This is a genomic window from Methylobacterium sp. 1030 (assembly GCF_040544715.1).
In the GTDB taxonomy this organism is placed as follows: domain Bacteria; phylum Pseudomonadota; class Alphaproteobacteria; order Rhizobiales; family Beijerinckiaceae; genus Methylobacterium.
Map to the genome: position 1 here is coordinate 210,327 of NZ_JBEPKM010000005.1, position 19,737 is coordinate 230,063.

The 19,737-nt window shown below is 71.8% G+C and carries 20 protein-coding genes; 8 read left to right on the top strand and 12 right to left on the bottom strand.

All coding sequences use genetic code 11. The features are described from left to right. Positions 1–77: 77 nt before the first annotated feature. Both ABIC30_RS09080 and ABIC30_RS09085 read right to left on the bottom strand, forming a co-directional pair. Complete coding sequence (locus ABIC30_RS09080; protein ID WP_042675259.1) at positions 78–692, bottom strand: DUF3578 domain-containing protein; 615 nt, start codon at positions 690–692, stop codon at positions 78–80. Continuing rightward, positions 689–1,822, bottom strand: coding sequence for an anhydro-N-acetylmuramic acid kinase (locus tag ABIC30_RS09085; protein ID WP_020092047.1), 1,134 nt, complete (start codon positions 1,820–1,822; stop codon positions 689–691). The genes ABIC30_RS09080 and ABIC30_RS09085 overlap by 4 nt, the downstream gene beginning before the upstream one ends. A 123-nt stretch (positions 1,823–1,945) precedes the next feature. Between ABIC30_RS09085 and tyrS the strand changes: the two genes are divergently transcribed. Both tyrS and ABIC30_RS09095 read left to right on the top strand, forming a co-directional pair. Continuing rightward, a complete protein-coding gene (gene tyrS, locus ABIC30_RS09090) occupies positions 1,946–3,217 on the top strand; it encodes a tyrosine--tRNA ligase (protein WP_042675258.1) in 1,272 nt (423 codons plus the stop codon). Positions 3,218–3,249: 32 nt separating this feature from the next. Next, on the top strand, positions 3,250–3,933 hold the full coding sequence (locus tag ABIC30_RS09095) for a response regulator (protein ID WP_103984760.1): 684 nt from the start codon (positions 3,250–3,252) through the stop codon (positions 3,931–3,933). Positions 3,934–3,948: 15 nt separating this feature from the next. Here the strand turns inward: ABIC30_RS09095 and tatC are convergent, their stop codons facing one another. The 6 genes from tatC to argS form a co-directional block, all read right to left on the bottom strand. After that, the gene (tatC, locus tag ABIC30_RS09100) at positions 3,949–4,749 is read right to left on the bottom strand and encodes a twin-arginine translocase subunit TatC (protein ID WP_020092044.1); all 801 of its coding nucleotides are present in this window, start codon (positions 4,747–4,749) and stop codon (positions 3,949–3,951) included. Next, on the bottom strand, positions 4,746–5,345 hold the full coding sequence (gene tatB / locus ABIC30_RS09105) for a Sec-independent protein translocase protein TatB (RefSeq protein ID WP_056528755.1): 600 nt from the start codon (positions 5,343–5,345) through the stop codon (positions 4,746–4,748). The genes tatC and tatB overlap by 4 nt, the downstream gene beginning before the upstream one ends. Positions 5,346–5,448: 103 nt before the next feature. Next, positions 5,449–5,721, bottom strand: a complete 273-nt coding sequence (locus ABIC30_RS09110; RefSeq protein WP_020092042.1) for a twin-arginine translocase TatA/TatE family subunit — start codon at positions 5,719–5,721, stop codon at positions 5,449–5,451. A gap of 157 nt (positions 5,722–5,878) precedes the next feature. Then, positions 5,879–6,883: a beta-N-acetylhexosaminidase gene (nagZ, locus tag ABIC30_RS09115; RefSeq protein ID WP_020092041.1), complete on the bottom strand. Its 1,005-nt coding sequence runs from the start codon at positions 6,881–6,883 to the stop codon at positions 5,879–5,881. A 251-nt stretch (positions 6,884–7,134) separates the two neighbouring features. Then, positions 7,135–8,514, bottom strand: coding sequence for an SPOR domain-containing protein (locus ABIC30_RS09120; protein ID WP_020092040.1), 1,380 nt, complete (start codon positions 8,512–8,514; stop codon positions 7,135–7,137). Positions 8,515–8,562: 48 nt separating this feature from the next. Next, positions 8,563–10,314 carry an arginine--tRNA ligase gene (argS, locus tag ABIC30_RS09125; RefSeq protein WP_020092039.1) on the bottom strand — a complete coding sequence of 584 codons (1,752 nt, stop codon included), beginning with the start codon at positions 10,312–10,314 and terminating at the stop codon, positions 8,563–8,565. Between the two features lie 279 nt (positions 10,315–10,593). On the opposite strand from argS, the gene ABIC30_RS09130 reads away from it, so the two are divergent. Beyond that, a complete protein-coding gene (locus tag ABIC30_RS09130) occupies positions 10,594–11,031 on the top strand; it encodes a hypothetical protein (RefSeq protein ID WP_020092038.1) in 438 nt (145 codons plus the stop codon). A 25-nt stretch (positions 11,032–11,056) separates the two neighbouring features. On the opposite strand, the gene ABIC30_RS09135 is transcribed toward ABIC30_RS09130, so the two are convergent. Then, positions 11,057–12,304 (bottom strand): deoxyguanosinetriphosphate triphosphohydrolase, encoded by a 1,248-nt coding sequence (locus tag ABIC30_RS09135; protein ID WP_020092037.1) that lies wholly within the window; start codon positions 12,302–12,304, stop codon positions 11,057–11,059. A 153-nt stretch (positions 12,305–12,457) separates the two neighbouring features. Between ABIC30_RS09135 and ABIC30_RS09140 the strand changes: the two genes are divergently transcribed. The 3 genes from ABIC30_RS09140 to ABIC30_RS09150 all read left to right on the top strand — a co-directional run bounded on the left by ABIC30_RS09140 (position 12,458) and on the right by ABIC30_RS09150 (position 15,433). Beyond that, positions 12,458–12,784 (top strand): HesB/IscA family protein, encoded by a 327-nt coding sequence (locus ABIC30_RS09140; protein ID WP_020092036.1) that lies wholly within the window; start codon positions 12,458–12,460, stop codon positions 12,782–12,784. Positions 12,785–12,929: 145 nt separating this feature from the next. Then, positions 12,930–14,846 carry an aq_1923 C-terminal domain gene (locus ABIC30_RS09145; RefSeq protein ID WP_354454738.1) on the top strand — a complete coding sequence of 639 codons (1,917 nt, stop codon included), beginning with the start codon at positions 12,930–12,932 and terminating at the stop codon, positions 14,844–14,846. A 71-nt stretch (positions 14,847–14,917) separates the two neighbouring features. Beyond that, on the top strand, positions 14,918–15,433 hold the full coding sequence (locus ABIC30_RS09150; protein WP_354454740.1) for a DUF2165 family protein: 516 nt from the start codon (positions 14,918–14,920) through the stop codon (positions 15,431–15,433). 49 nt (positions 15,434–15,482) lie between these two features. Here the strand turns inward: ABIC30_RS09150 and ABIC30_RS09155 are convergent, their stop codons facing one another. Then, a complete protein-coding gene (locus ABIC30_RS09155; RefSeq protein WP_354454742.1) occupies positions 15,483–15,761 on the bottom strand; it encodes a hypothetical protein in 279 nt (92 codons plus the stop codon). A gap of 255 nt (positions 15,762–16,016) precedes the next feature. On the opposite strand from ABIC30_RS09155, the gene ABIC30_RS09160 reads away from it, so the two are divergent. Continuing rightward, positions 16,017–17,234 carry a molybdopterin-dependent oxidoreductase gene (locus ABIC30_RS09160; protein ID WP_354454744.1) on the top strand — a complete coding sequence of 406 codons (1,218 nt, stop codon included), beginning with the start codon at positions 16,017–16,019 and terminating at the stop codon, positions 17,232–17,234. Between the two features lie 11 nt (positions 17,235–17,245). Next, the gene (locus tag ABIC30_RS09165; protein WP_020092032.1) at positions 17,246–17,578 is read left to right on the top strand and encodes a hypothetical protein; all 333 of its coding nucleotides are present in this window, start codon (positions 17,246–17,248) and stop codon (positions 17,576–17,578) included. 9 nt (positions 17,579–17,587) lie between these two features. On the opposite strand, the gene ABIC30_RS09170 is transcribed toward ABIC30_RS09165, so the two are convergent. Beyond that, positions 17,588–18,475: a LysR family transcriptional regulator gene (locus ABIC30_RS09170; RefSeq protein ID WP_020092031.1), complete on the bottom strand. Its 888-nt coding sequence runs from the start codon at positions 18,473–18,475 to the stop codon at positions 17,588–17,590. Between the two features lie 34 nt (positions 18,476–18,509). Then, positions 18,510–19,703, bottom strand: a complete 1,194-nt coding sequence (locus ABIC30_RS09175) for an MFS transporter (RefSeq protein WP_354454796.1) — start codon at positions 19,701–19,703, stop codon at positions 18,510–18,512. Between the last annotated feature and the right edge of the window lie 34 nt (positions 19,704–19,737).

The window sequence follows — 19,737 nt, forward strand, 5'->3', positions numbered from 1 at the left end:
GCGGGGGCACAAACGCGGCCCGTGCAGGGCGGCCGGGCAGACCCGCGCGCGGTGACGGGTCGGAGCGCCCGGCAGCCTCACCGGGCCTTCGGCGAACCGGGCAGATCGAGCCCGCCCCGCGCCTTGAGCGCCCGGTACGCCGCGACCGCCGCCGCGAGATCCCGGCGCAGCCGGCGCTCGTCGCCGAGATCGGCGAGGGCGTAGGTGAGGCCGAGGATGTGGGCGGCCTCGTAGCCCTCCGGCAATTCGCCCGCGCTGCCGAGGGCGATCGCCGCGTTCGGCAGCGCGTCGGCGAAGTCCGACAGCCGAGTCCTGAGCGCGGCGCCGCTGGCGCGAAGATGGGCACCGGCCGCCGGACCGTGGCTGCGGATCGCCGCCACCGTTCCCTGCGCCAGCGACAGGTGCACCGCCTCGCGGTTCGCCGGAAACAGGTAGACGAGGTAGTAGCCCCGCGTGGCGCTGGTGGTGACGGCGGGATCGAACACGGCGATCCAGGGGATCGCGGCCCAGTGGCTCCCGCGCCCCGGGCTGCCCTTCACCAGGAACGGCCCGTCGATCGGCTCCAGGGCGGCGCGCAGCTCGTCCGGCGCACCCCTGCGGATGACGGCGGCGAGCGGGTGGCCGGCCGGCGGGTCGAGCCGGGCGAGCGGGTATTCCTCGACGATCCGCCGGAGGGCGTAGCCGAGGCTCACGGCCGCGCCAGCACCCCGCCGGTGATGGCCTCGCGTACCCCGGTGGTCGCCGGGAAGGTGATCGGCAGGCCCTTGAGCGAGCGCACCGCGAGGTACGCGAAGGCCTGCGCCTCCAGATAGGCGGAGGACCAGCCGATCGCGTCCGCGGTCGTGATCTCGGCGCGCAGGTGGTAGTTCAGGAGCCGCACCAGCTCGCCGTTGCGGGCGCCGCCGCCGGCCACGATCCAGCGGGTCGGGACCTCCGGGGCGTGGTCGAGGGCCCGGGCCACGGCCCGGGCCGTGAAGGCCGTGAGCGTCGCGGCGCCGTCCTCGGTCGAGAGTTGCCCGGCGAGCTTGTGCGAGAACCAGTTCCGGTCCAGCGACTTCGGCGGTTTGCGGAAGAAGAACGGGTGCGTCAGGAGCCAGGCGAGCAGCTGCTCGTCCGGGCGGCCGCGGGCGGCGGTGCGGCCGCCATCGTCGAGGTTCTTGCCCTCGCGCTCCTGCATCCACTCGTCGATCAGGGCGTTTCCGGGACCGGTGTCGAAGGCGATGACGCCCCCCTTCGAGTCGATCAGCGTCGCGTTGGCGACGCCGCCGATGTTGAGGATGCCGAAGGGCCCGTCGAAGCCCGACGCCTCGGCGAGCGCCTTATGGAAGACCGGCACCAGCGGCGCCCCCTGCCCGCCCGCCTCGATATCGGCCCGGCGCAGGTCCGAGACGACCGGGATGCCGAGCCGGGTCGCCAGCGCCTGCCCGTCGCCGATCTGGATCGAGATCCGCTGGTCCGGGCGGTGGATCACGGTCTGGCCGTGGAAGCCGATCACGTCGATCTCGGAGGCATTCAGGCCGTGCTCCTCCAGGAAGCGCTCCACGGCCTCGGCATGGGCGAGGGTGACGAAGGCCTCGGCCTCCGGCAGACGCCCCGGCCGGTCGGCGGGATGGAGGACGGATTCGGCGTCCTTGGTGGCGGCGCGCAGCAGCGCCTTCTCGTCGTCGGCGTAGCCGCGGTAGCCGGTGGGGCCCAGCGGCTCGAGGAAGTTGTTGTGGCCCTTGACCACGTGGACGCGCTCGCCGTCGGTCTCGATCAGCGCGATGTCGACGCCGTCCAGCGAGGTGCCGCTCATCAGTCCGATCGCGCGCATCATCGCCATGCCGTGCTGCCCCGTGCCTTTCGGTCAACGCCCTGCTAAGAGCGCGCCGTATCCTGAACCCAGCGCGAGCTAGCATGCGGGGCCTCGGCCTGTCGCGCCAGCGCGCGACCCGAGATGGCATCCATGACCGCCGAGAGCTTCGCGCCGAAATCCGACTTCCTGCGGATCCTGACCGAGCGCGGCTATATCCACCAGACCTCGGACCTCGCCGGCATCGACGCCGCGGCCCTCGAGGGCCGGCTGACCACCTATGTCGGCTACGACTGCACGGCGCCCTCGCTCCATGTCGGGCACCTCCTGTCGATCATGATGCTGCACTGGCTGCAGGCCACCGGGGGCAGGCCCATCGCCCTGATGGGCGGCGGCACGACCCGGGTCGGCGACCCGTCCGGCCGCGACGAGACCCGCAAGATCCTCACCGTCGAGCAGATCGACGCCAACAAAGCCGAGATCCGCAAGACCTTCGACCGGTTCCTGCGTTTCGGCGACGCGGCCGGCGACGCCGTGATGGTCGACAACGCCGAGTGGCTGACCAAGCTCAACTACATCGAGATGCTGCGCGACGTCGGCCGCCATTTCTCGGTGAACCGCATGCTGTCGATGGACAGCGTGCGCCTGCGCCTGGAGCGCGACCAGGAGCTGTCGTTCCTCGAGTTCAACTACATGATCCTTCAGTCCTACGACTTCGTGGAGCTGAATCGCCGCTACGGCTGCGTCATGCAGATGGGCGGATCGGACCAGTGGGGCAACATCGTCAACGGCATCGATCTCGGCCGCCGCATGGGCACGCCGCAGCTCTACGCCCTGACCTGCCCGCTGCTGACCACGTCGTCCGGCGCCAAGATGGGCAAGACCGCGGCCGGCGCCGTCTGGCTCAACCCGGACATGCTGAAGCCCTACGATTACTGGCAGTTCTGGCGGAACACCGAGGACGCGGACGTGGCCCGCTTCCTCAAGCTGTTCACCCTGCTGCCCATGGAGGAGATCGCGCGCCTCTCCGCCCTCGCCGGCTCCGAGATCAACGCGGCCAAGACGGTGCTGGCCACGGAGGCGACCGCGCTGATGCACGGCCGCGAGGCCGCCGAGGCCGCCGCCGAGACCGCCCGCAAGACCTTCGTCGAGGGGACGCTGGCCGCCGACCTCCCGAGCGTCACCGTGCCGTCCGCCGCCCTGGAGGCGGGCCTCGGCGTGCTCACCGCCTTCGGGCCGGAGGTCGCCAAGCTCGTGCCGTCCACCAGCGAGGCGCGCCGTCAGATCAAGGGCGGCGGCCTGCGGGTCAACGACGTGCCGGTCACGGACGAGAAGGCTGTCCTCGGCCGCGGCGACGTGACCGCGGACGGGGTGATCAAGCTCTCCTTCGGCAAGAAGCGGCACGTGCTGTTGCGGCCCGAATAGGCCGCCCGAGACCGCCACGAGGGACGGAACGCGTGAGCATAGCCCGCATCCTGGTGATCGACGACGAGCCGCCGATCCGCCGGCTGCTCCGCACCGGTCTCGGGACGCAGGACTACGCGGTCGTCGAGGCCGCCGACGGGGCCGCGGCGCTCGCCGCCCTGGAGGCCGGCGGGGTGGATCTCGCGATCCTCGACCTCGGCCTGCCCGACATGGCCGGCCACGCCCTCCTGGCGGCGATCCGCGAGCGCTGGCCCGACCTGCCGGTCGTGATCCTGTCGAGCCGCGACGACGAGCGCGGCAAGGTCGAGGCTCTCGATCTCGGCGCCGACGACTACGTCACCAAGCCCTTCAGCATGAACGAGTTGCTGGCGCGCATCCGCGCGGCCCTGCGCCATCGCCTCGCCATGCAGGGGGAGCGGCCGGTCTTCCGGGTCGAGGACCTCTCGGTCGACCTCGTCCGCCGCATCGTCCGCGTCGGCGAGCGCGAGGTGAAGCTGTCGCCGCGGGAATACGAGTTCCTGCGCGTGCTGGTGCAGCACGCCGGCAAGGTGCTCACCCACGCGCAGCTCATGCGCCACGCGCCGGCCTCGTCGGACCCGCAGTACCTGCGCGTCTACATCCGGCAGCTGCGCCAGAAGCTCGAGCCCGATCCCGAGCGCCCGCGCTACCTACTCACCGAGACCGGCGTCGGCTACCGCCTGCGCGCGCCGGACTGAGCCCGGCGCACCGGCTCAGGGCTCCAGCCCCTCCTCGACGCGCCGCGCGGCGCGCAGCTTCTCGACCCGCGCCACCGAGAACACCGAGGCCTCGTAGAGGAGCAGCATCGGGATCGCGAGGGAGAGCTGCGAGATGACGTCCGGCGGGGTCAGGATGGCGGCGGCGACGAAGACCAGCACGATCGCGTAACGACGCTTCTCGCGCAGGAACGCCGCGTCGATGATCCCGATCTGGCCGAGGAGCGTCAGGATTACCGGCAGCTGGAAGGCGATGCCGAACGCGAAGATCAGCGTCATGATCAGCGACAGGTACTCGTCGACCTTCGGGAGCAGCTTGATCGTCGGCTCCCCGGCGACGCCCACCTGCTGGAGCGACACCGAGAATTTGATCAGCAGCGGCATCGCCAGGAAGAACACCACGAGCGCGCCGAGCAGGAAGAAGATCGGGGTGGCCACGAGGTAGGGCAGGAACGCCTTGCGCTCGTTGCGGTAGAGGCCGGGTGCCACGAAGGCGTAGATCTGCGTCGCGATCACCGGGAAGGCCAGGAAGGCCGCGCCGAAGACGCTGAGCTTGATGTTGGTGAAGACCTGCTCGAGAAAGTGCGTGGCGATCAGCTCGGCGTTCTGCGCACCCACGATCGAGACGTAGGGGTAGACCAGCACGTTGTAGATGTCGCGCGAGAAGAAGAAGCACGCGAAGAACATCAGCACGAAGGCGATGAGCGACTTGATCAGCCGCGACCGCAATTCGATCAGGTGCTCGAGCAGGGGCGCCCGGGACGCCTCGATCTCGGCCTCGTCCGCCTCGCTGATCATCGGGCAGCCGTGCCGTTCTTGGACTCTTCGGTGGCGGGATGCGCGGCGGGCGGGTCGGGCGGAGGGCCGAACGGATCGTCCACCGAGCCGGGCACGGGCAGGGGCGCCTCCGCGACCTCGGTCGCCGCACCATGGTCCGACGCGCCGGCTGGCGTCACCGGATGCGTATCGGCGGCGTGAGGCGCCGCCGCGGCTTCCTGCTCGGCCTTCAGCTGCGCCGTGGCGTCGGCCAGCGACCGGGTCTCGACCGGGGGTGTCTCGGGGCCGGGCATCTCCGGTCCCATCTTCTCCGGACCCATCTTGGCCCGGCCCTCGACGGCGCCCTTCAGCTCGTCGCGGATCGTCTGCACCGGATTGAAGGTCGAGCCCGCCGTGCGGACGGTGTTGCGGATGCCGTCGACCTCGCGCCGGACGTCGTCGAGCTCGGCCTCGCGGATCGCCTCGTTGAACTGCATCTGAAACTCGCCGGCCATGCGGCGCAGCTTCGTGGTGATCTGCCCGACGGTGCGCAGCGCCTTCGGCAGATCCTTCGGCCCGATGACGATGAGGGCGACGCCGCCGATCAGCATCACCTCGCCCCAGCTCATGTCCAGCATGTCGTCGACGGTCCTGCTGCCCCGAGATCCGGCACGGCGGCCGGACCCCGTCAGGCTCTACACGAGCGCGCGCGCTCTGACAGTCCTACAGTCAAGCTCGCCCTCAGACCGGCTTGCGCTCGCCGCCGGGGATATGACTCGCCGGGATCGCGGTGCCGGGGCTCGTCTCGGCGGTGTGCGGGATGGTGCGAACCGGCTCGGCCGGCGGCGGCGCGGCCTGGGCCGCCGGCGGGGTCTCGTCCTCGGCCATGCCCTTCTTGAAGGCCTTGATGCCCTTGGCGACGTCGCCCATCAGGTCGGACACCTTGCCGCGTCCGAAGAGCAGCATCACGATGACCGCGACGATGACCCAGTGCCAGATACTCATGCTGCCCATGGCAACCTCCTGCGGGCGCCCCGAAGAAGCGGGAGCGTGACGCCACGTCCGGTTGAGGATTTCGGGGCGAACCTAGGGATCGCGCCGCCCGAACACAAGCAGAGGCGATGCCACGGCCGGTGGAAGGCCGCGATGGATCGCCGCGCGGTGTCTCAGGTCAGGCGGCGGCGAGGGCCGCGGCGAAGCGGTCGCGGGCTTCCGCGACGTCGAGCCCGTCGCCGGCGGGGTCGAGCCGCGCCAGCGCAGCGGCGGCGCGCCGCGCGGCCTCGCCGGTCAGTTCGGGCGCCGCCTCGGCCACAGCCTGCATCTCGTCGCGCGCGCCGTTGCAGTGGAGGCCGATGTCGATCCCCGCCGCGAAGGCGCGCTCCGTCCGGTCGCGGAACGTGCCGGTCAGCGCGTGCATGGACAGGTCGTCGGTCATCAGCAGGCCGTCGAAGCCGATGGCGCCGCGGATGATGTCGCGGATGACGGTGTCTGATTGGGTCGCCGGCCGGTCGGGGTCAATGGCGGTGAAGACGACGTGCGCGCTCATCGCCATCGGCAGGTCTGCGAGGGCGCGGAAGGTGCGGAAATCCTGCCCGGCGAGATCCGCGCGGGTCGCGTCGACCACCGGGAGGCCGTGGTGGCTATCGCAGGTGGCGCGCCCGTGCCCCGGAATGTGCTTCATCACCGGCAGGACGCCGCCGGCCATCAGGCCCTCGGCGACGGCGCGTCCGATCTCGGCGACCCGTTCCGGACTCGTCGCGTAGGCGCGGTCGCCGATGATGTCGTGCGAGCCCGGCGCCGGCACGTCGAGGACGGGGGCGCAGTCGACGTTGATGCCGACCTCGGCGAGGTCGTGTGCCATGAGGCGCGCGCCGAGGCGGGCGATGGTCGCGGCGCTGCCGTTCAGCCGACCGTAGCGACCGCCGGCCGGATAGGCCGGCCAGTGGGGCGGGCCCATCCGCTGGACCCGGCCGCCTTCCTGGTCGATCAGGATCGGCGCCCGGTCGGACCCAACGCAGTCCCGGAGTGCCCCGGTGAGGGCGCGGACCTCGTCGGGCGTCCCGATGTTGCGCTTGAACAGGATGAAGCCCCAGGGCTTCACGTCCCGGAAGAAGGCCCTCTCCTCCGCCGTGAGCGACGGGCCGGTGCAGCCGAGAATCAGGGCGCGGGAGGTCATCTGGAACGGCTCGGATACTGCTCGGTGGCGGCGCGAAGACGGCGCGAGAACGGCGGCAGGGCCGCCGGGCGGCGCGAATCGATGGCGACAGAGTCGGGCGGGAACGGGGAGCCGGCAAGACCAAACCGGGGCCCCGGACCAGTGGCCGGGGCGATCGCGCCGCCCGTGTTGCCTAGGGGACTCGGTCGGACGGGCGACGCGGATCACCGCGGACGGGCACGCCGTCCCGTCCGCGAGGTGCCGTCAGGAGATCAGTTCTTGGCCACGAAGCACTGGCCGCCCGCGCCCTGCAGGGCGCTGCACAGGCTCGCGGCCTGAGCCTTCTCCAGCGGTCCGACGCGGACGCGGTAGATCGTCTTGCCGTTGACCTCGGCCTGCCGGATCAGCTCGGGCTTGCCGGCGAGCTGCGCGTACTTGGCCTGCAACTGGTGGAACGCGGCCTTGGCCTCGGCGGCGGAGCTGCGCACTCCCAGCTGGACCGAGAAGCCGCTGACCGGGCCGGACTTCACGGCGTCGTCGTCCGTCGTGGTGCTGGCGGTGGTGTCGGGCGCGGCCGCCCCGGCCGGAGCGACGGCGGCGATGCGCTGGGCGGCCTTCGGCGGCGGCTTCACGGCCACCGGCTTGGGCGCCGGCTGCTCGACCGCGGCTTCCGGCTGCGCGTCGACGGGCGTGGCCGTGGTCGCCGGCATGGCTGCGGCGGTCTGGCGGACGGGCCTGGACTTCGGGGCCGGCGGAGCGGGCGGCTCGTCGCTCGGCAGGACCATGGTGGGGATCGGGGCCGGCCCGGCATCGGCGGCCTGCTGCTCGCGCGGCGGCGGCGCGGGCGGCGCTTCGGGCTTGACCGCCACGGTGCGGACGCGGCGCGGCTCCCCGAAGGCCTCGAACGGGCCGCTGCCCGGCGTCGTGCCACCCTGGGCGCCGCTCGGCTGCGACGGGCCCTGGGCCGCCCGCGCGGCCTCGGCCACGTCGAGGGGCTGCTCCTCGCGGTTCACGATCTTGATCTGGCCGTCCTTCTTGCCCTTCGGGTCGTAGATCTGCCGGTTCTGATCCGGGATCTCGACGCCGTCGGCGACCTTCGGGGCGACCTTGAGGGGCGTAGAATCGGCCTGGACCACCGGAACGCCGCCGTGGCCCGAATTGCTCAGGCCCTTGTAGGTGAGCGCCCCGGTGACGGCGAGCGCCACCACGGCGACGCCGGCACCCACCGAGGCGAGCCGCCGCCGCGGATTGGCGCGCCGGAGCGCGCGGCTGTCCGCGTAGGTCTCCTCGTCGCCGGTCGAGGTCGGGCCGCCCTCCGGAGCGTAGCCGGCGCCCTCGCGGTGCGTGTCCTGCTCTACCGAGGCGAGATACTGGTCGAACGCGTCGGCCGGCGTGGCCTTGGCGGGTTCCGGGGCGAAGCTCGGCTCGACCCGGGCATTCCAGGCGGCCTGCTGCGGGGCGGCGGGCGCGACGGCGCGCATCTCGTCGCGGGCCGCGAGCAGCGCCCGGAACGGGTCGTCCTGGCCGACGATGCGGGCGAGTTCCGCCAGCGGGTCGCCCTTGCCGGACGCCTGCGGCGCCTGGCCCTTCTCCTGACGCAGATCGCGCGCGAGGGCGTCCAAATCGACCTGAGCGCGCGAAGCGTTCGTCATGGCAGCATCCTCACATCAACGCCGAAGACCGGCCCGATGCACCCGGGCCTATCGCATCTCGTCCGGCGCGGTCACACCGAGAATCGCAAGGCCGGCCGCCAGCGTGCTCCGCAGAGCTTCGACGAGCGCCAGCCGGGCCCACGTCGACTTTCGGTCGGTTGCATTAACAAACCGTAATTGCGGCAAGTCTTTGCCCTTGTTCCAGAAACTATGCAGCGCGGAGGCCAGTTCATAGAGGTGGAAGGCGATTCTGTGCGGCTCGTGCGCCAGCGCCGCGGATTCGAGGACCCGCGGGTACTGCGCGATGAGGCGCATCATCTCGATCTCGCCCGGGTCGCTCAGCACGGAGAAATCCGCCTCGCGGGCCAGCGCCGCGGCCGAGAGGTCGGCGTCCGGGAAGGCCTCGCGCGCTTGCCGCTGCACCGAGCGGACGCGGGCATGGGCGTACTGGACGTAGAAGACCGGGTTGTCCTTCGTTTGCTCCACGACCTTGGCGAGGTCGAAATCCAGAGTCGCGTCGTTCTTCCGGTAGAGCATCATGAACCGGATCGCGTCGCGGCCCACCTCGTCGATCACGTCGCGCAGGGTCACGAACTCGCCGGCCCGCTTGGACATCTTCACCGGCGCGCCTGCGCGCAACAGCCGCACGAGCTGGCAGAGCTTGACGTCGAGCGTGGCCTTGCCGTCGCTGACCGCCTTCACGGCAGCCTGCATGCGCTTCACGTAGCCACCGTGATCGGCCCCCAGGACGTCGATCAGCTCGGTCGCGCCGGCGAGGTACTTGGCCCGGTGGTAGGCGATGTCGGAGGCGAAGTACGTGTACGAGCCGTCCGACTTCAGCAGCGGGCGGTCGCTGTCGTCGCCGAATTCCCGGGTGCGGAACAGCGTCTGCTCGCGGTCCTCCCAATCCTCCGGCAGCTGACCCTTGGGCGGCGGCAGGCGGCCCTCGTAGACGAGGCCCTTGGCGCGCAGTTCCGCGAGCAGGGACTTCACGGCCCCGCTCTCCTGGAGCGTGCGCTCGGAGAAGAACACGTCGTGGCGGATGCCGATCGCCGCCAGGTCGGCCCGGATCATATCCATCATCATGCCGAGCGCGGTCTCGCGCACCGCGGGCAGCCACTCCGCCTCCGGCTTGTCGAGGAGCGCGCGGCCGTGGGTCTCGGCCAGCGCGGCGCCCACGGGCTTCAGGTAGTCGCCCGGGTAGAGGCCCTCGGCGATCGCGAAGGGCTCGCCCAGGGCCTCGCGGTAGCGCTGGAAGGCCGAGCGGGCCAGCACGTCGACCTGAACGCCGGCGTCGTTGATGTAGTATTCCCGCGTCACCTGCCGGCCGGCGGCGACGAGCAGGTTGCACAGGGCGTCGCCGAACACCGCGCCGCGGCCGTGACCGACATGCATCGGCCCCGTCGGGTTCGCCGACACGTACTCGACGTTGATCGGGCCGCCGGGCAGCCGCGAGCGGCCGAACGCCTCCGGCGCCGTCAGCGCGTCGCGCACGACCGCGTGGAAGATCGCGGGGTCGAGCCGCAGGTTGATGAAGCCCGGCCCGGCGACGCTCGCCTCGACGATCCGCGGGTCCGCGCGGAGTTCCTCCGCCAGGGCCTCGCCGAGCGCCTTCGGGTTGGTCCGCGCCTCCTTGGCGAGCACCAGGGCGGCATTCGTGGCGAGATCGCCGTGCGACGCGTCGCGGGGCGGCTCGACGACCACGCGGCCCAGGTCGAGGCCCTCGGGCAGGTGGCCGGCGCGGGTCAGCGCCTCCACGGCCTCGCGCACGCGCGCCTCGAACAGGGCGAAGATGTTCATGGGTCTCGATCTCGCTCGCGCGGGGGTCTCGTCGCCCGGCCCGTCCGGCCTGCGCCCGCCCCGGCGGTCTAGCAAGGGGGCGGGAGGGTGTCACGGCGCCGGGCCGCGCACCGACCGCGCGGAATCCGCGGTCGCGGCATCGCTCCGGTAACCACGTGCGCGTCGCCGACGGGTTATCCCGCGCGACGAATACGGATCGCCCAGTGTCCGTCTTGTCTCGAACGAGACGACACGGTGTCATCGTTGGCGATCGTGAGTAGGCCGATCGCGGAGTTACTGATGAAGACCTTGACGATTGCGGGCACGGCGCTCTGCGCGCTCATCCTGGCCACGCCGAGTGCCGAGGCGGGCGGGTTCCGCGGCGGCGGATTCCATGGTGGCGGATTCCATGGTGGCGGATTCCGGGGCGGTTACCGCGGCGGCTACGGCTACCGCGGTGGCTACGCGGCCCGCGGCTTCTACGGGCGCGGCTACGGTTACGGCTACCGCGGCGGCTACGGTCGGGCCCTCGGCTACGGGCTGGCCGGCGCGGGGATCGGCCTCGGGCTCGGGCTCGCCGCCGGCAGCGTCTACGGCGGCTACGGTTATGGCGGCTACGGTTACGGCTACCCGGCCGCCTACGGCGGTTACGGCTACGGTTACGGCTATCCCGCCGCCTACGGTGGCTACGGCTACGGCGGGTGCTACGGCAGCTTCACCTGCGGCTGCGGCTGCTGACACGCGCCGGCCCCGCGCCGGGCCCTCAGGGCTCGGCGAGGGGCAGGCCCCGGCTGGGCAACTCCCAGTGCAGGTCCGGCGTCGTCGCGTAGAGCTTGCGGTGCGCCAGGACCGCGTAAGTGTCGGTCATGCCGGCGATGTAGTCGGCAACACGGCGGGCGACCCGGGCCTCGGTGGCACCGTCGAGACCGGCGCTCCACTCCTCCGGCATCCGGGCCGGCGCCGCGGTGAACGCGGCGAACAGGTCGTTGACGATGGCGTCGGCCTTCTTCCGCACGGCCACCACGCCGGGATGCCGATACATCCGCTCCCACAGGAAGCGCATGATCTCGGCGTCAGCCGCCGCGATCTCCGGCGAGAACACGATGACCGGCTGATCCGCGTCGCGGATGTCCTCGACGCGCTGCGGATCCAGGGCGGCGATGCGGCGGCCGCCCTCGCGGATGACGTCCTCGACGAAGCGGGTGATCACCCGGCGGGCGAGCTCGTGGATCATCCGCGACGGCTCCAGGCCCGGATGCAGCCGGTCGATCTCGTCGAGCAGCCCGGCCAGGAACGGGACCGCCCGCAGCTCCGGGATCTCGAACAGGCCGGCGCGCAGCCCGTCGTCGAGGTCGTGGGCGGCGTAGGCGATGTCGTCCGCCAGCGAGGCGGCCTGGGCCTCGGGGCCGGCCTGGCTCCACAGGTCGAGGGGATTCAGCGCGTCGTATTCCAGGATCGCCGCCGGGATGCCGCGGGCGGCGTAGCGGGGCGTCGGGTGGCCGTCCGCGGTGAGCAGCGGACCGTTGTGCTTGACGAGGCCCTCCAGCGTCTCCCAGGCGAGGTTCAGCCCGTCGAAGCCGGCGTAGCGCCGCTCCAGCCGGGTGACGATCCGCAGCGCCTGGGCGTTGTGGTCGAAGCCGCCGTGGCGCGCCATGCAGGTGTCGAGGGCGTCCTCGCCGGTATGGCCGAAGCAGGTGTGGCCGAGGTCGTGGCTGAGGGCCAGAGCTTCCGCGAGGTCCTCGTCGAGCCCGAGGGCGCGTGCGAGCGCCCGGCCGATCTGGCTCACCTCCAGCGTGTGGGTCAGGCGGGTGCGGTAGTGGTCGCCCTCGTGATGCACGAAGACCTGCGTCTTGTGCTTCAGGCGCCGGAACGCCGTCGAGTGGATGATCCGGTCCCGGTCGCGCTGGAAGTCGCTGCGGGTCGGCGAGCCGGCCTCCGGGATCAGGCGGCCCCGGGTGCGGGCCGGGTCGGTGGCGTAGGGCGCGCGCCAGCGCTCACCGTTCGGTCGCACGGCATCCGCTCTGTAACTCACGCACCCTGCTCATGACGGCTCCCCGCCCGGCGCGTTGCGGCGCGGGCTTGCGGCTCATATCTTGTGGGTCGAGGCGCCCTCGGCAACGGGCCGGGCGCGCCGTCCACCGAACGAATGCGTGGCCAGAGACCGATGGCTGAGATCACCCTGACCGCCCGCGCGGCCAAGCGCATCAACGAGATCATGGTGGCGGAGCCGGCGGGCTCGTCGCTGCGGATCAGCGTCAACGGTGGCGGCTGCTCGGGCTTCTCCTACGCTTTCGACATCACCCGCGCCCGCGAGGCGCAGGACGTCGCGATCGAGCGCGACGGCGCCACCGTGATCGTCGATCCGGTCTCGCTCGAGTACATGAGCGGCTCGACCATCGATTTCGTGAACGATCTGATCGGGCAGTCTTTCAAGATCGAGAACCCGCTCGCCACCGCCTCCTGCGGCTGCGGGACCTCCTTCTCGTTGTAGCCCCCGCCCCGGCGCCGACGCGCCGTTGCGTCCGTACGACACCTTTCCAGGCTCGATCGCCCGGGCCGGCGCGCGCGATTGCCTCGCCCGGCAAAACACGGCACGGCTAGGGCATCCCCGCGAGAGCCCTGGTCCGGACGCTGCCATGAACCACCCGAAGGCCCGTCTCCGCCTCCGGTCGGCCTGGGCGACGGCCGCCACGCTGGCCCTTCTCGGCCTCGCGCCCGCGCCGCTCGCCGCGCAGGAGGGCGCCGCCGCCGTCCAGGACGTGACGGTCAACGACGTGGTGATCCCGCTGGGCGGCACGCTGCTGAAGGCTCCGAAGCTGACGGCCAGCGGCACCCGCCTCTCCAAGGAGGATCTCGCGGCGATCCTGCGCCCGGATTCCAACGTGCCCTGGGAGCAGCGCCTCGCCCGGCTCGACGCCGGCAGCCTGACCGTCCCGGTCCTCGTCTCCGAGAACGCGGGTCCCGGCGAGAACCGGCAGACCGTCACCTACCGCGACGTGGTCGCCCGCGACATCCGGGCCGGCCGCGTCGGCGAGCTGACGGCGGCCGGCGCGACGGTCAGCTCCGTCGCGGGGCCGAACCGCGGGTCCGGGACCTACGGTCAGGTGCGCGCCACGGACCTGGATCTCGCCGCGCTCAGCCGGCTCTACACGGTGCCCGGCGACGGCAAGGGACCGGTCCAGCGCGTCTACGGCACCATCCAGGTCTCGGACGTCACCTACTCGGACGCGCGCGGCACCACCGTGAAGATCGCCCGCCTCGACGGCCGCGACCTCGGCGGCCGGCAGGTCCCGGACGGCTGGAGCGGTGCCTTCGCCATCGTGGCGAACGGCTTCGACGGCGCCAGCGACCGCCGACCGCTGGCCGCCGCCGCCGCCGATCTCATCGACGCCACCTCGGTCGGCAGCCTGGAGATGCAGGGCCTGAGCGTCAGCGACACCGATCCGAAGGGGCCGGTGCTGTTCGAGATCGGCCGGGCCGCCTACACCTCCTCGGGCTCCGAGGGCGGCACCACCCTGGACAACCTGTCGATGACCCGCGGCGCGCTGCGGATCCATGTCGGCCGCGTGGCCGCGCTGGGGACCTCCCTGGCGCCGACCGTCGCGACCCTCCAGGGCATCGCCGCCGAGCCGACGGGCGGCGCCGGCTTCTCCGACGTCGAGATGCGTCGCCTGACGCCGAAGCTCGGCACGCTCACCCTCACCGACCTGTCGATCGACCTGCCGCCCGAGGCGGAGGTCGAGCGGGCGCCTCCCCGCGACGTCCGGCCCCCGGCCCGTGGCGCCCTGCCCGAGCCGGGCCGGTCGGCGCGGACACCCGAGCCCAGGCCGGCCGACAGGACCGCGGATCCCCTGGCGGTCACGGTGTCGCCGCGGACGTCCCCCCGCGTCGCGCTGCGCGAGGCGGCCCTGGCCTTCGGCCCGCTGACCGATGGCGTGCCCAGCGCGACCCGCATCAGCCTCACCGGCCTGAGCCTGCCCGCCGACCTGCTCGCGGGCGCGCCGCTCCTCGGCCTGCTGCCGGCCTACGGCTACCGGGACCTCGACCTCAACCTCGTGGCCGACGCGAGCCTGGACGAGAAGGCCCGCGACCTCGCCCTGCGCGAGGTCACGATCTCCGGGCGCGACATCGGCACCGTCCGCCTGTCCGGCACGCTCGGAGGCATCGGGCCCGAACTGTTCTCCGGCACCCTGCCGGCGGCGACGATGGTGATGTTCTCGGGCAGCGCCAAGACCCTGGACCTGACGGTGGAGAATGCCGGCCTGTTCGAGCGCTTCCTGGCCGCGCAGTCGAAGGACCTCAGCCTGAAGCCGGACGAGCTGCGCAAGGAATACGTCACCGCCAGCCTGCTCGGCGTTCCGATCATCCTTGGCAACAGCGCGGCCGCCAAGGGAATCGGCGCCGCCATGGGCCAGTTCGTGATGAAGCCCGGCAAGCTCGTGGTGCACGCCAAGTCCAAGGAGCCCGCTGGGATCGGCTTCATCGACCTCGGCGCGGCGCGCTCGCCGGCCGCCGTCCTCGACCGGCTCGAGGTCGAGGCGAAGGCGAACTGAGGGACGCCGCGACCGGCCGAGGCCATGGCCCGGCTCCGATGGCGACGCCCGCATGTCAGGAGGGGCCGCCCATGCTCGCCGTCCGCCTCTCGAAGGTCACCCTCGTCGGGGCCCTTGCGATGACCTGCACGCTGGTCGTGTACGGCAACGTCACGGAGCCGGCGGTGAACCTCGCCTTCGTGCAGCACGTGCTGTCGATGGACACGATCCTGCCGGATTCGGGCATCGCCGACCGCGCGATCACGGATCCGGCACTGCAGCGCGGCGCCTTCGCAATGATCGTCGCCGCGGAGGCTGTGACGGCACTCCTGCTCTGGATCGGCGTCGCGCTGATGCTCGCGCGGCTTCGGGCCCCGCGCGGCGACTTCGACCGGGCCAAGACCTGGGCGATCGCCGGCCTGAGCGTCGGCTTCCTGGTCTGGCAGGCGGGCTTCCTGGGCATCGGCGCCGAGTGGTTCGGCATGTGGATGTCGAAGGTCTGGAACGGCCAGCAATCGGCCTTCCGCTTCGCCATGACGGTCCTCGGCGTGATGATCTACGTCGCCCTGCCCGAGGCCCAGGATCCGGAGGCGAGCGGCAGAGCCTGATATCGCACGGCCGGCGCTGCCCCGACCGGGGGCTGTCGTGCCGACCGCGTTAAGCAGGGTTCACCGTCGCAATTCGCCGTTTGGCCAAACGATCGAGAATCGCGATCGGTTCGTTCGATAAGTTCTGTTGGATTGAACGCTCGTGGAGAGGGATGGTGGCTCCCCGATCTGGAGCCGAGCCGTGTCGAGCAAGACCAACTCTCTTTCGATTACGTGCCGCATCCGCGGTTCCGTAGCCAAGCTTCGCTTCTGCTTCGCCGTCACTCTGGCAGCCGTCGCCCTGGCGGCGGTCGAGGTCGCGATCATCCGCCGTGCTCTGGGCCTGCACGCTCGCTCGGCGATCCTCGTCGCGTGCGGAAACGCGAGCTGCGCAGCGTCGCCGGATCGGGGCTGCGGGTGGCGATGGCGGCGATCGCCTCGCTCGCCGCCGTCAGTCTCCACCTGATCCAACTTCTCGGCATCGGGTGCTGCTCGGGTCACGTTCGAGGAGCGTCAGGAGTGAAATCGGGCCGCGGAACGGCGATCCGCCCACCGCGGAGCAACGGAAACCGAGCTAACCCCACGCTGTTGAGGAGACATCGCCGTGAGCCAACCTGCCCTTCCCCGCCGTGCCGTGCTGGCCGGCCTCGGTCTCGGAGGCCTCGCTGCGGCCGCCCCGGCCTGGGCCGCCGGCACTGTCAGACTCCCTCTGCCCGGCGGTCCCGAGCAGCGCGCGATCACGACCGCCTTCCCCGGGAAGGGCGCGATGATCCTGCAGCGCACCCGGCCGCCGCTGCTGGAGACACCCTTCGCGGTGTTCGACGAGGGCGTGTTCACCCCCAACGACCGCTTCTACGTGCGCTGGCACTGGGCCGAGATTCCGACCGCGATCGACGCATCGTCCTTCCGTCTGACAGTGCGCGGCCACGTCGAGACGGCCCTGTCGCTGTCCCTCGACACGCTCGCCGGCATGCCGCGATTCGAGATCGCGGCGGTGAACCAGTGCTCTGGCAATTCGCGGGGCCTGTTCGTGCCGCGGGTCCCCGGCGCGCAGTGGGCCAACGGCGCGATGGGGAACGCCCTCTGGACCGGCGTGCGCCTGAAGGACGTGCTCGACCGTGCGGGCGTGAAGGCTGGGGCCGTGCAGGTGCGCTTCGCCGGCCTCGACGAGCCGGTCGTGAGCGACGCGCCGCACTTCCGGAAATCCCTCGCCCTCGACCATGCCCGCGACGGCGAGGTGATGATCGCCTACGCGATGAACGGCGCGCAGTTGCCGCTGCTGAACGGCTTCCCGCTGCGCCTGGTCGTCCCGGGCCGATACTCGACCTACTGGGTCAAGATGCTGTCGGACATCGAGGTTCTGGACAGGCCCGACGATCAGTACTGGATGGAGACGGCCTACCGCATCCCGGACGTGCCGGGAGCCAACGTCCAGCCCGGCCAGACCGGCTTCAAGACGGTGCCGATCGACCGCATGGTGCCGCGCGCCTTCGTGACGAACCTGCAGGACGGCGCCCGGGTCGCGGTCGGCGCGCCGGTGGCCGTGCGCGGCATCGCCTTCGGGGGCGATTGCGGGGTCAGGTCCGTGGAGATCTCCACCGACGGCGGCGCGTCTTGGGCGCCGACGCGGCTCGGGGCCGACGCGGGCGCCTACAGTTTCCGCCGCTTCGACGTCGACTTGCCGGCCCTCGCGACCGGCACCCGCGCCATCAAGGTCCGCTGCACCAACACGAACGGACTCGCGCAGCCGATGGACCCCGTCTGGAACGGCGCGGGCTTCATGCAGAACGGCGTCGAGACCGTGACGCTCCAGGTCGCCTGAGGAGGAGTTTCATGTCCCTGACGCCAATAGCGCGCTGCCTGGCCGCGCTCGCCCTGATCCCCGTCTCCGCGGCCGCCGCGCCGGAGCCGATGCGCTTCGCGTCGCAGCAGGTCGAATGGCCCACGTCCGATCAGGTCTTCCCGGCGGGACCGGGCGCCGAGGCGATCAGCAACACCTGCCTCGCCTGTCACTCGGCCGGGATGATCCTCACGCAGCCCGCCCTGTCGAAGGCGCAGTGGAGCGGGATCGTCGACAAGATGATTCACAGCTACAAGGCCAGCGTGGATCCCGCCGACCGGCAGGCCATCATCGACTATCTCGCCGCGCTGAAGCCGCGGCCCTGACTGCGCCGCTCACGGCGTCCCGTCCCGGATCAGGCCGAGCAGGGCGTCCGCGGCGCGGCTCCGGTACCGTTCCCTGTGGCGCAGCATCCGGAAGGTCCGTGCCGGCAACGGGAACGGCGGCGCGACGAGCGCGCCGGCGGCCAGCTTGCCCGCCACGACCGCCTCCGACAGGACGCCCGCACCGGCCCCGGCCTCGATCGCGGCGAGCACGGCCTCGTTGGAGGGCAGCTCGAGCGACACCGTCACATCCGCGAGCGCCAGCCCCGCCGCCGCGAGCGCCGCCTCGAAGGCGGAGCGCGTTCCGGAGCCCGCCTCGCGCAGCACCCACGGGTGGCCCGCGAGATCGGCGGCCGTGAGGGTCTCCCGGGCCGAGAAGGGGTGGCCGGCCGGCACGACGAGCACGAGCCGATCCTGCGCGACCGCCGCGCTCGCCAGGATCGGATCCTCGACTTCGCCCTCGACGAAGCCGAGTTCGGCCGAACCATCGGCGACCGCCCGCGCCACCTCCGCGGTGTTGCCCACGGCGAGCCGGATCGTGACGTCCGGATGGGCGGCCCGGAACGCGACGAGATGGCGGGGCAGCCAGTGGCTGGCGATGGTCTGGCTCGCGTGAACGCGCAGGCTTCCCCGCCGCAGGCCGCTCAGGTCGGCCAAGACCCGCTCGGCCGCCTCGGCGCGGGCGAGGACCGCGCGGGCCTCTTCGAGGAAGACGCGACCGGCATCGGTCAGCTCGATCCCGCGGCCGACCCGGTGGAACAGCTTCACCGCGTGGCGCTCTTCCAGCCCGGACACCGCGGCGCTGACTGCGGACTGCACGATGTTCAAGGCCTCGGCCGCGCGGGTGACGTGCTGACGCTCGGCGACCGCCACGAAGATGCGCAACTGATCGAGGGTCATCGACGGGCTCTGCGACCGCGAGGGACGATCCAGGCTACCACGCCTTCGCGCCGCGCCCTGTCGTGAGCGCGAGCGCCGTCGCGGCCAGCGCCAAGGGCGCGAAGGACACCCAGAGAACCGTGTCCCAGCCGTAGCTCGTCAGCAGGCCCCCGGACGAGAACGAACCGACCGCCACCATTCCGAACACGATGAAGTCGTTGATCGACTGCACCCGCGTCCGCTCCTCCGGGCGATGACAGTCCAGCACCATCGCGGAGGCGCCGACGAAGCCGAAGTTCCATCCGACGCCGAGGAGGATGAGGGACAGCCAGAAATGCCCGACGTCCGCGCCCGCGAGTCCGACGAGCGCGGCCGCCCCCGTCAAGGTGAGGCCGGTCGCCACCACGCGGGACGCGCCGAAGCGCGTGATCAGCCGCCCGGTGAAGAAGCTCGGGCCGTACATGGCGATGACGTGCCACTGCAGGCCCAGATTGGCATCCTCCTGCGCGTGGCCGCACAGGCGCATGGCCAGCGGGGCGGCCGTCATGACGAAGTTCATCAGGAGGTAGGACACGGCCCCGCAGATCACCGCGATCACGAAGCGCGGCTGCGCGAGGATGACGGCTAGCGGTCGTCCGCCCGAGACGGACCCGGTGGACGGCCGCGGCAGGCGAACGCCCGCCAGGATCAGGGCGGCCGCGGCGGCGACGGCGGCCTGGGCCAGGAAGGTGGCGGCGAACAGGTAGGGAGGCCACAGGTCCATGGTGTGGGTGACGAGCTGCGGCCCGATCACTCCGCCGAAGACACCGCCGGCCATGACGGCCGACAGCGCCCGCGGGCGGCGGTCGGCCGGAACGCAGTCCGCGGCGGCGAAGCGGAACGAGAAGACCACGGCCGCGTAGGCGCCCCCGAGGAACATCGCCGCGCAGAACAGCCAGAAACTGGCCGCGACGATCGCCCAGGCCGAGAGCAGGCCGACGAGCACGCCGCACCCGGTGCCGACAATGAAGGCGGTGCGGCGCCCGTGGCGCTTGGCGATGCTGCCGGTCGGAAGGGCGCAGGCGGCCATCCCGACCACGAAGATCGAGATCGGCAATGTGGCCAGGACCTTGCTGGGCGCGAGCATGTTGCCGACGACCGCGCCCGTCGCGAACACGACGGTCGAGTTCGCGCCGGCGAGGGCCTGCGCGACGGCTAGCCTGACTACATTGCCGGTGCCCGACCGGTCGGCGACGGGCGCGCGGTCGATGGCCGAGGGGGACGTGCGGGACGTCGGGACGCTC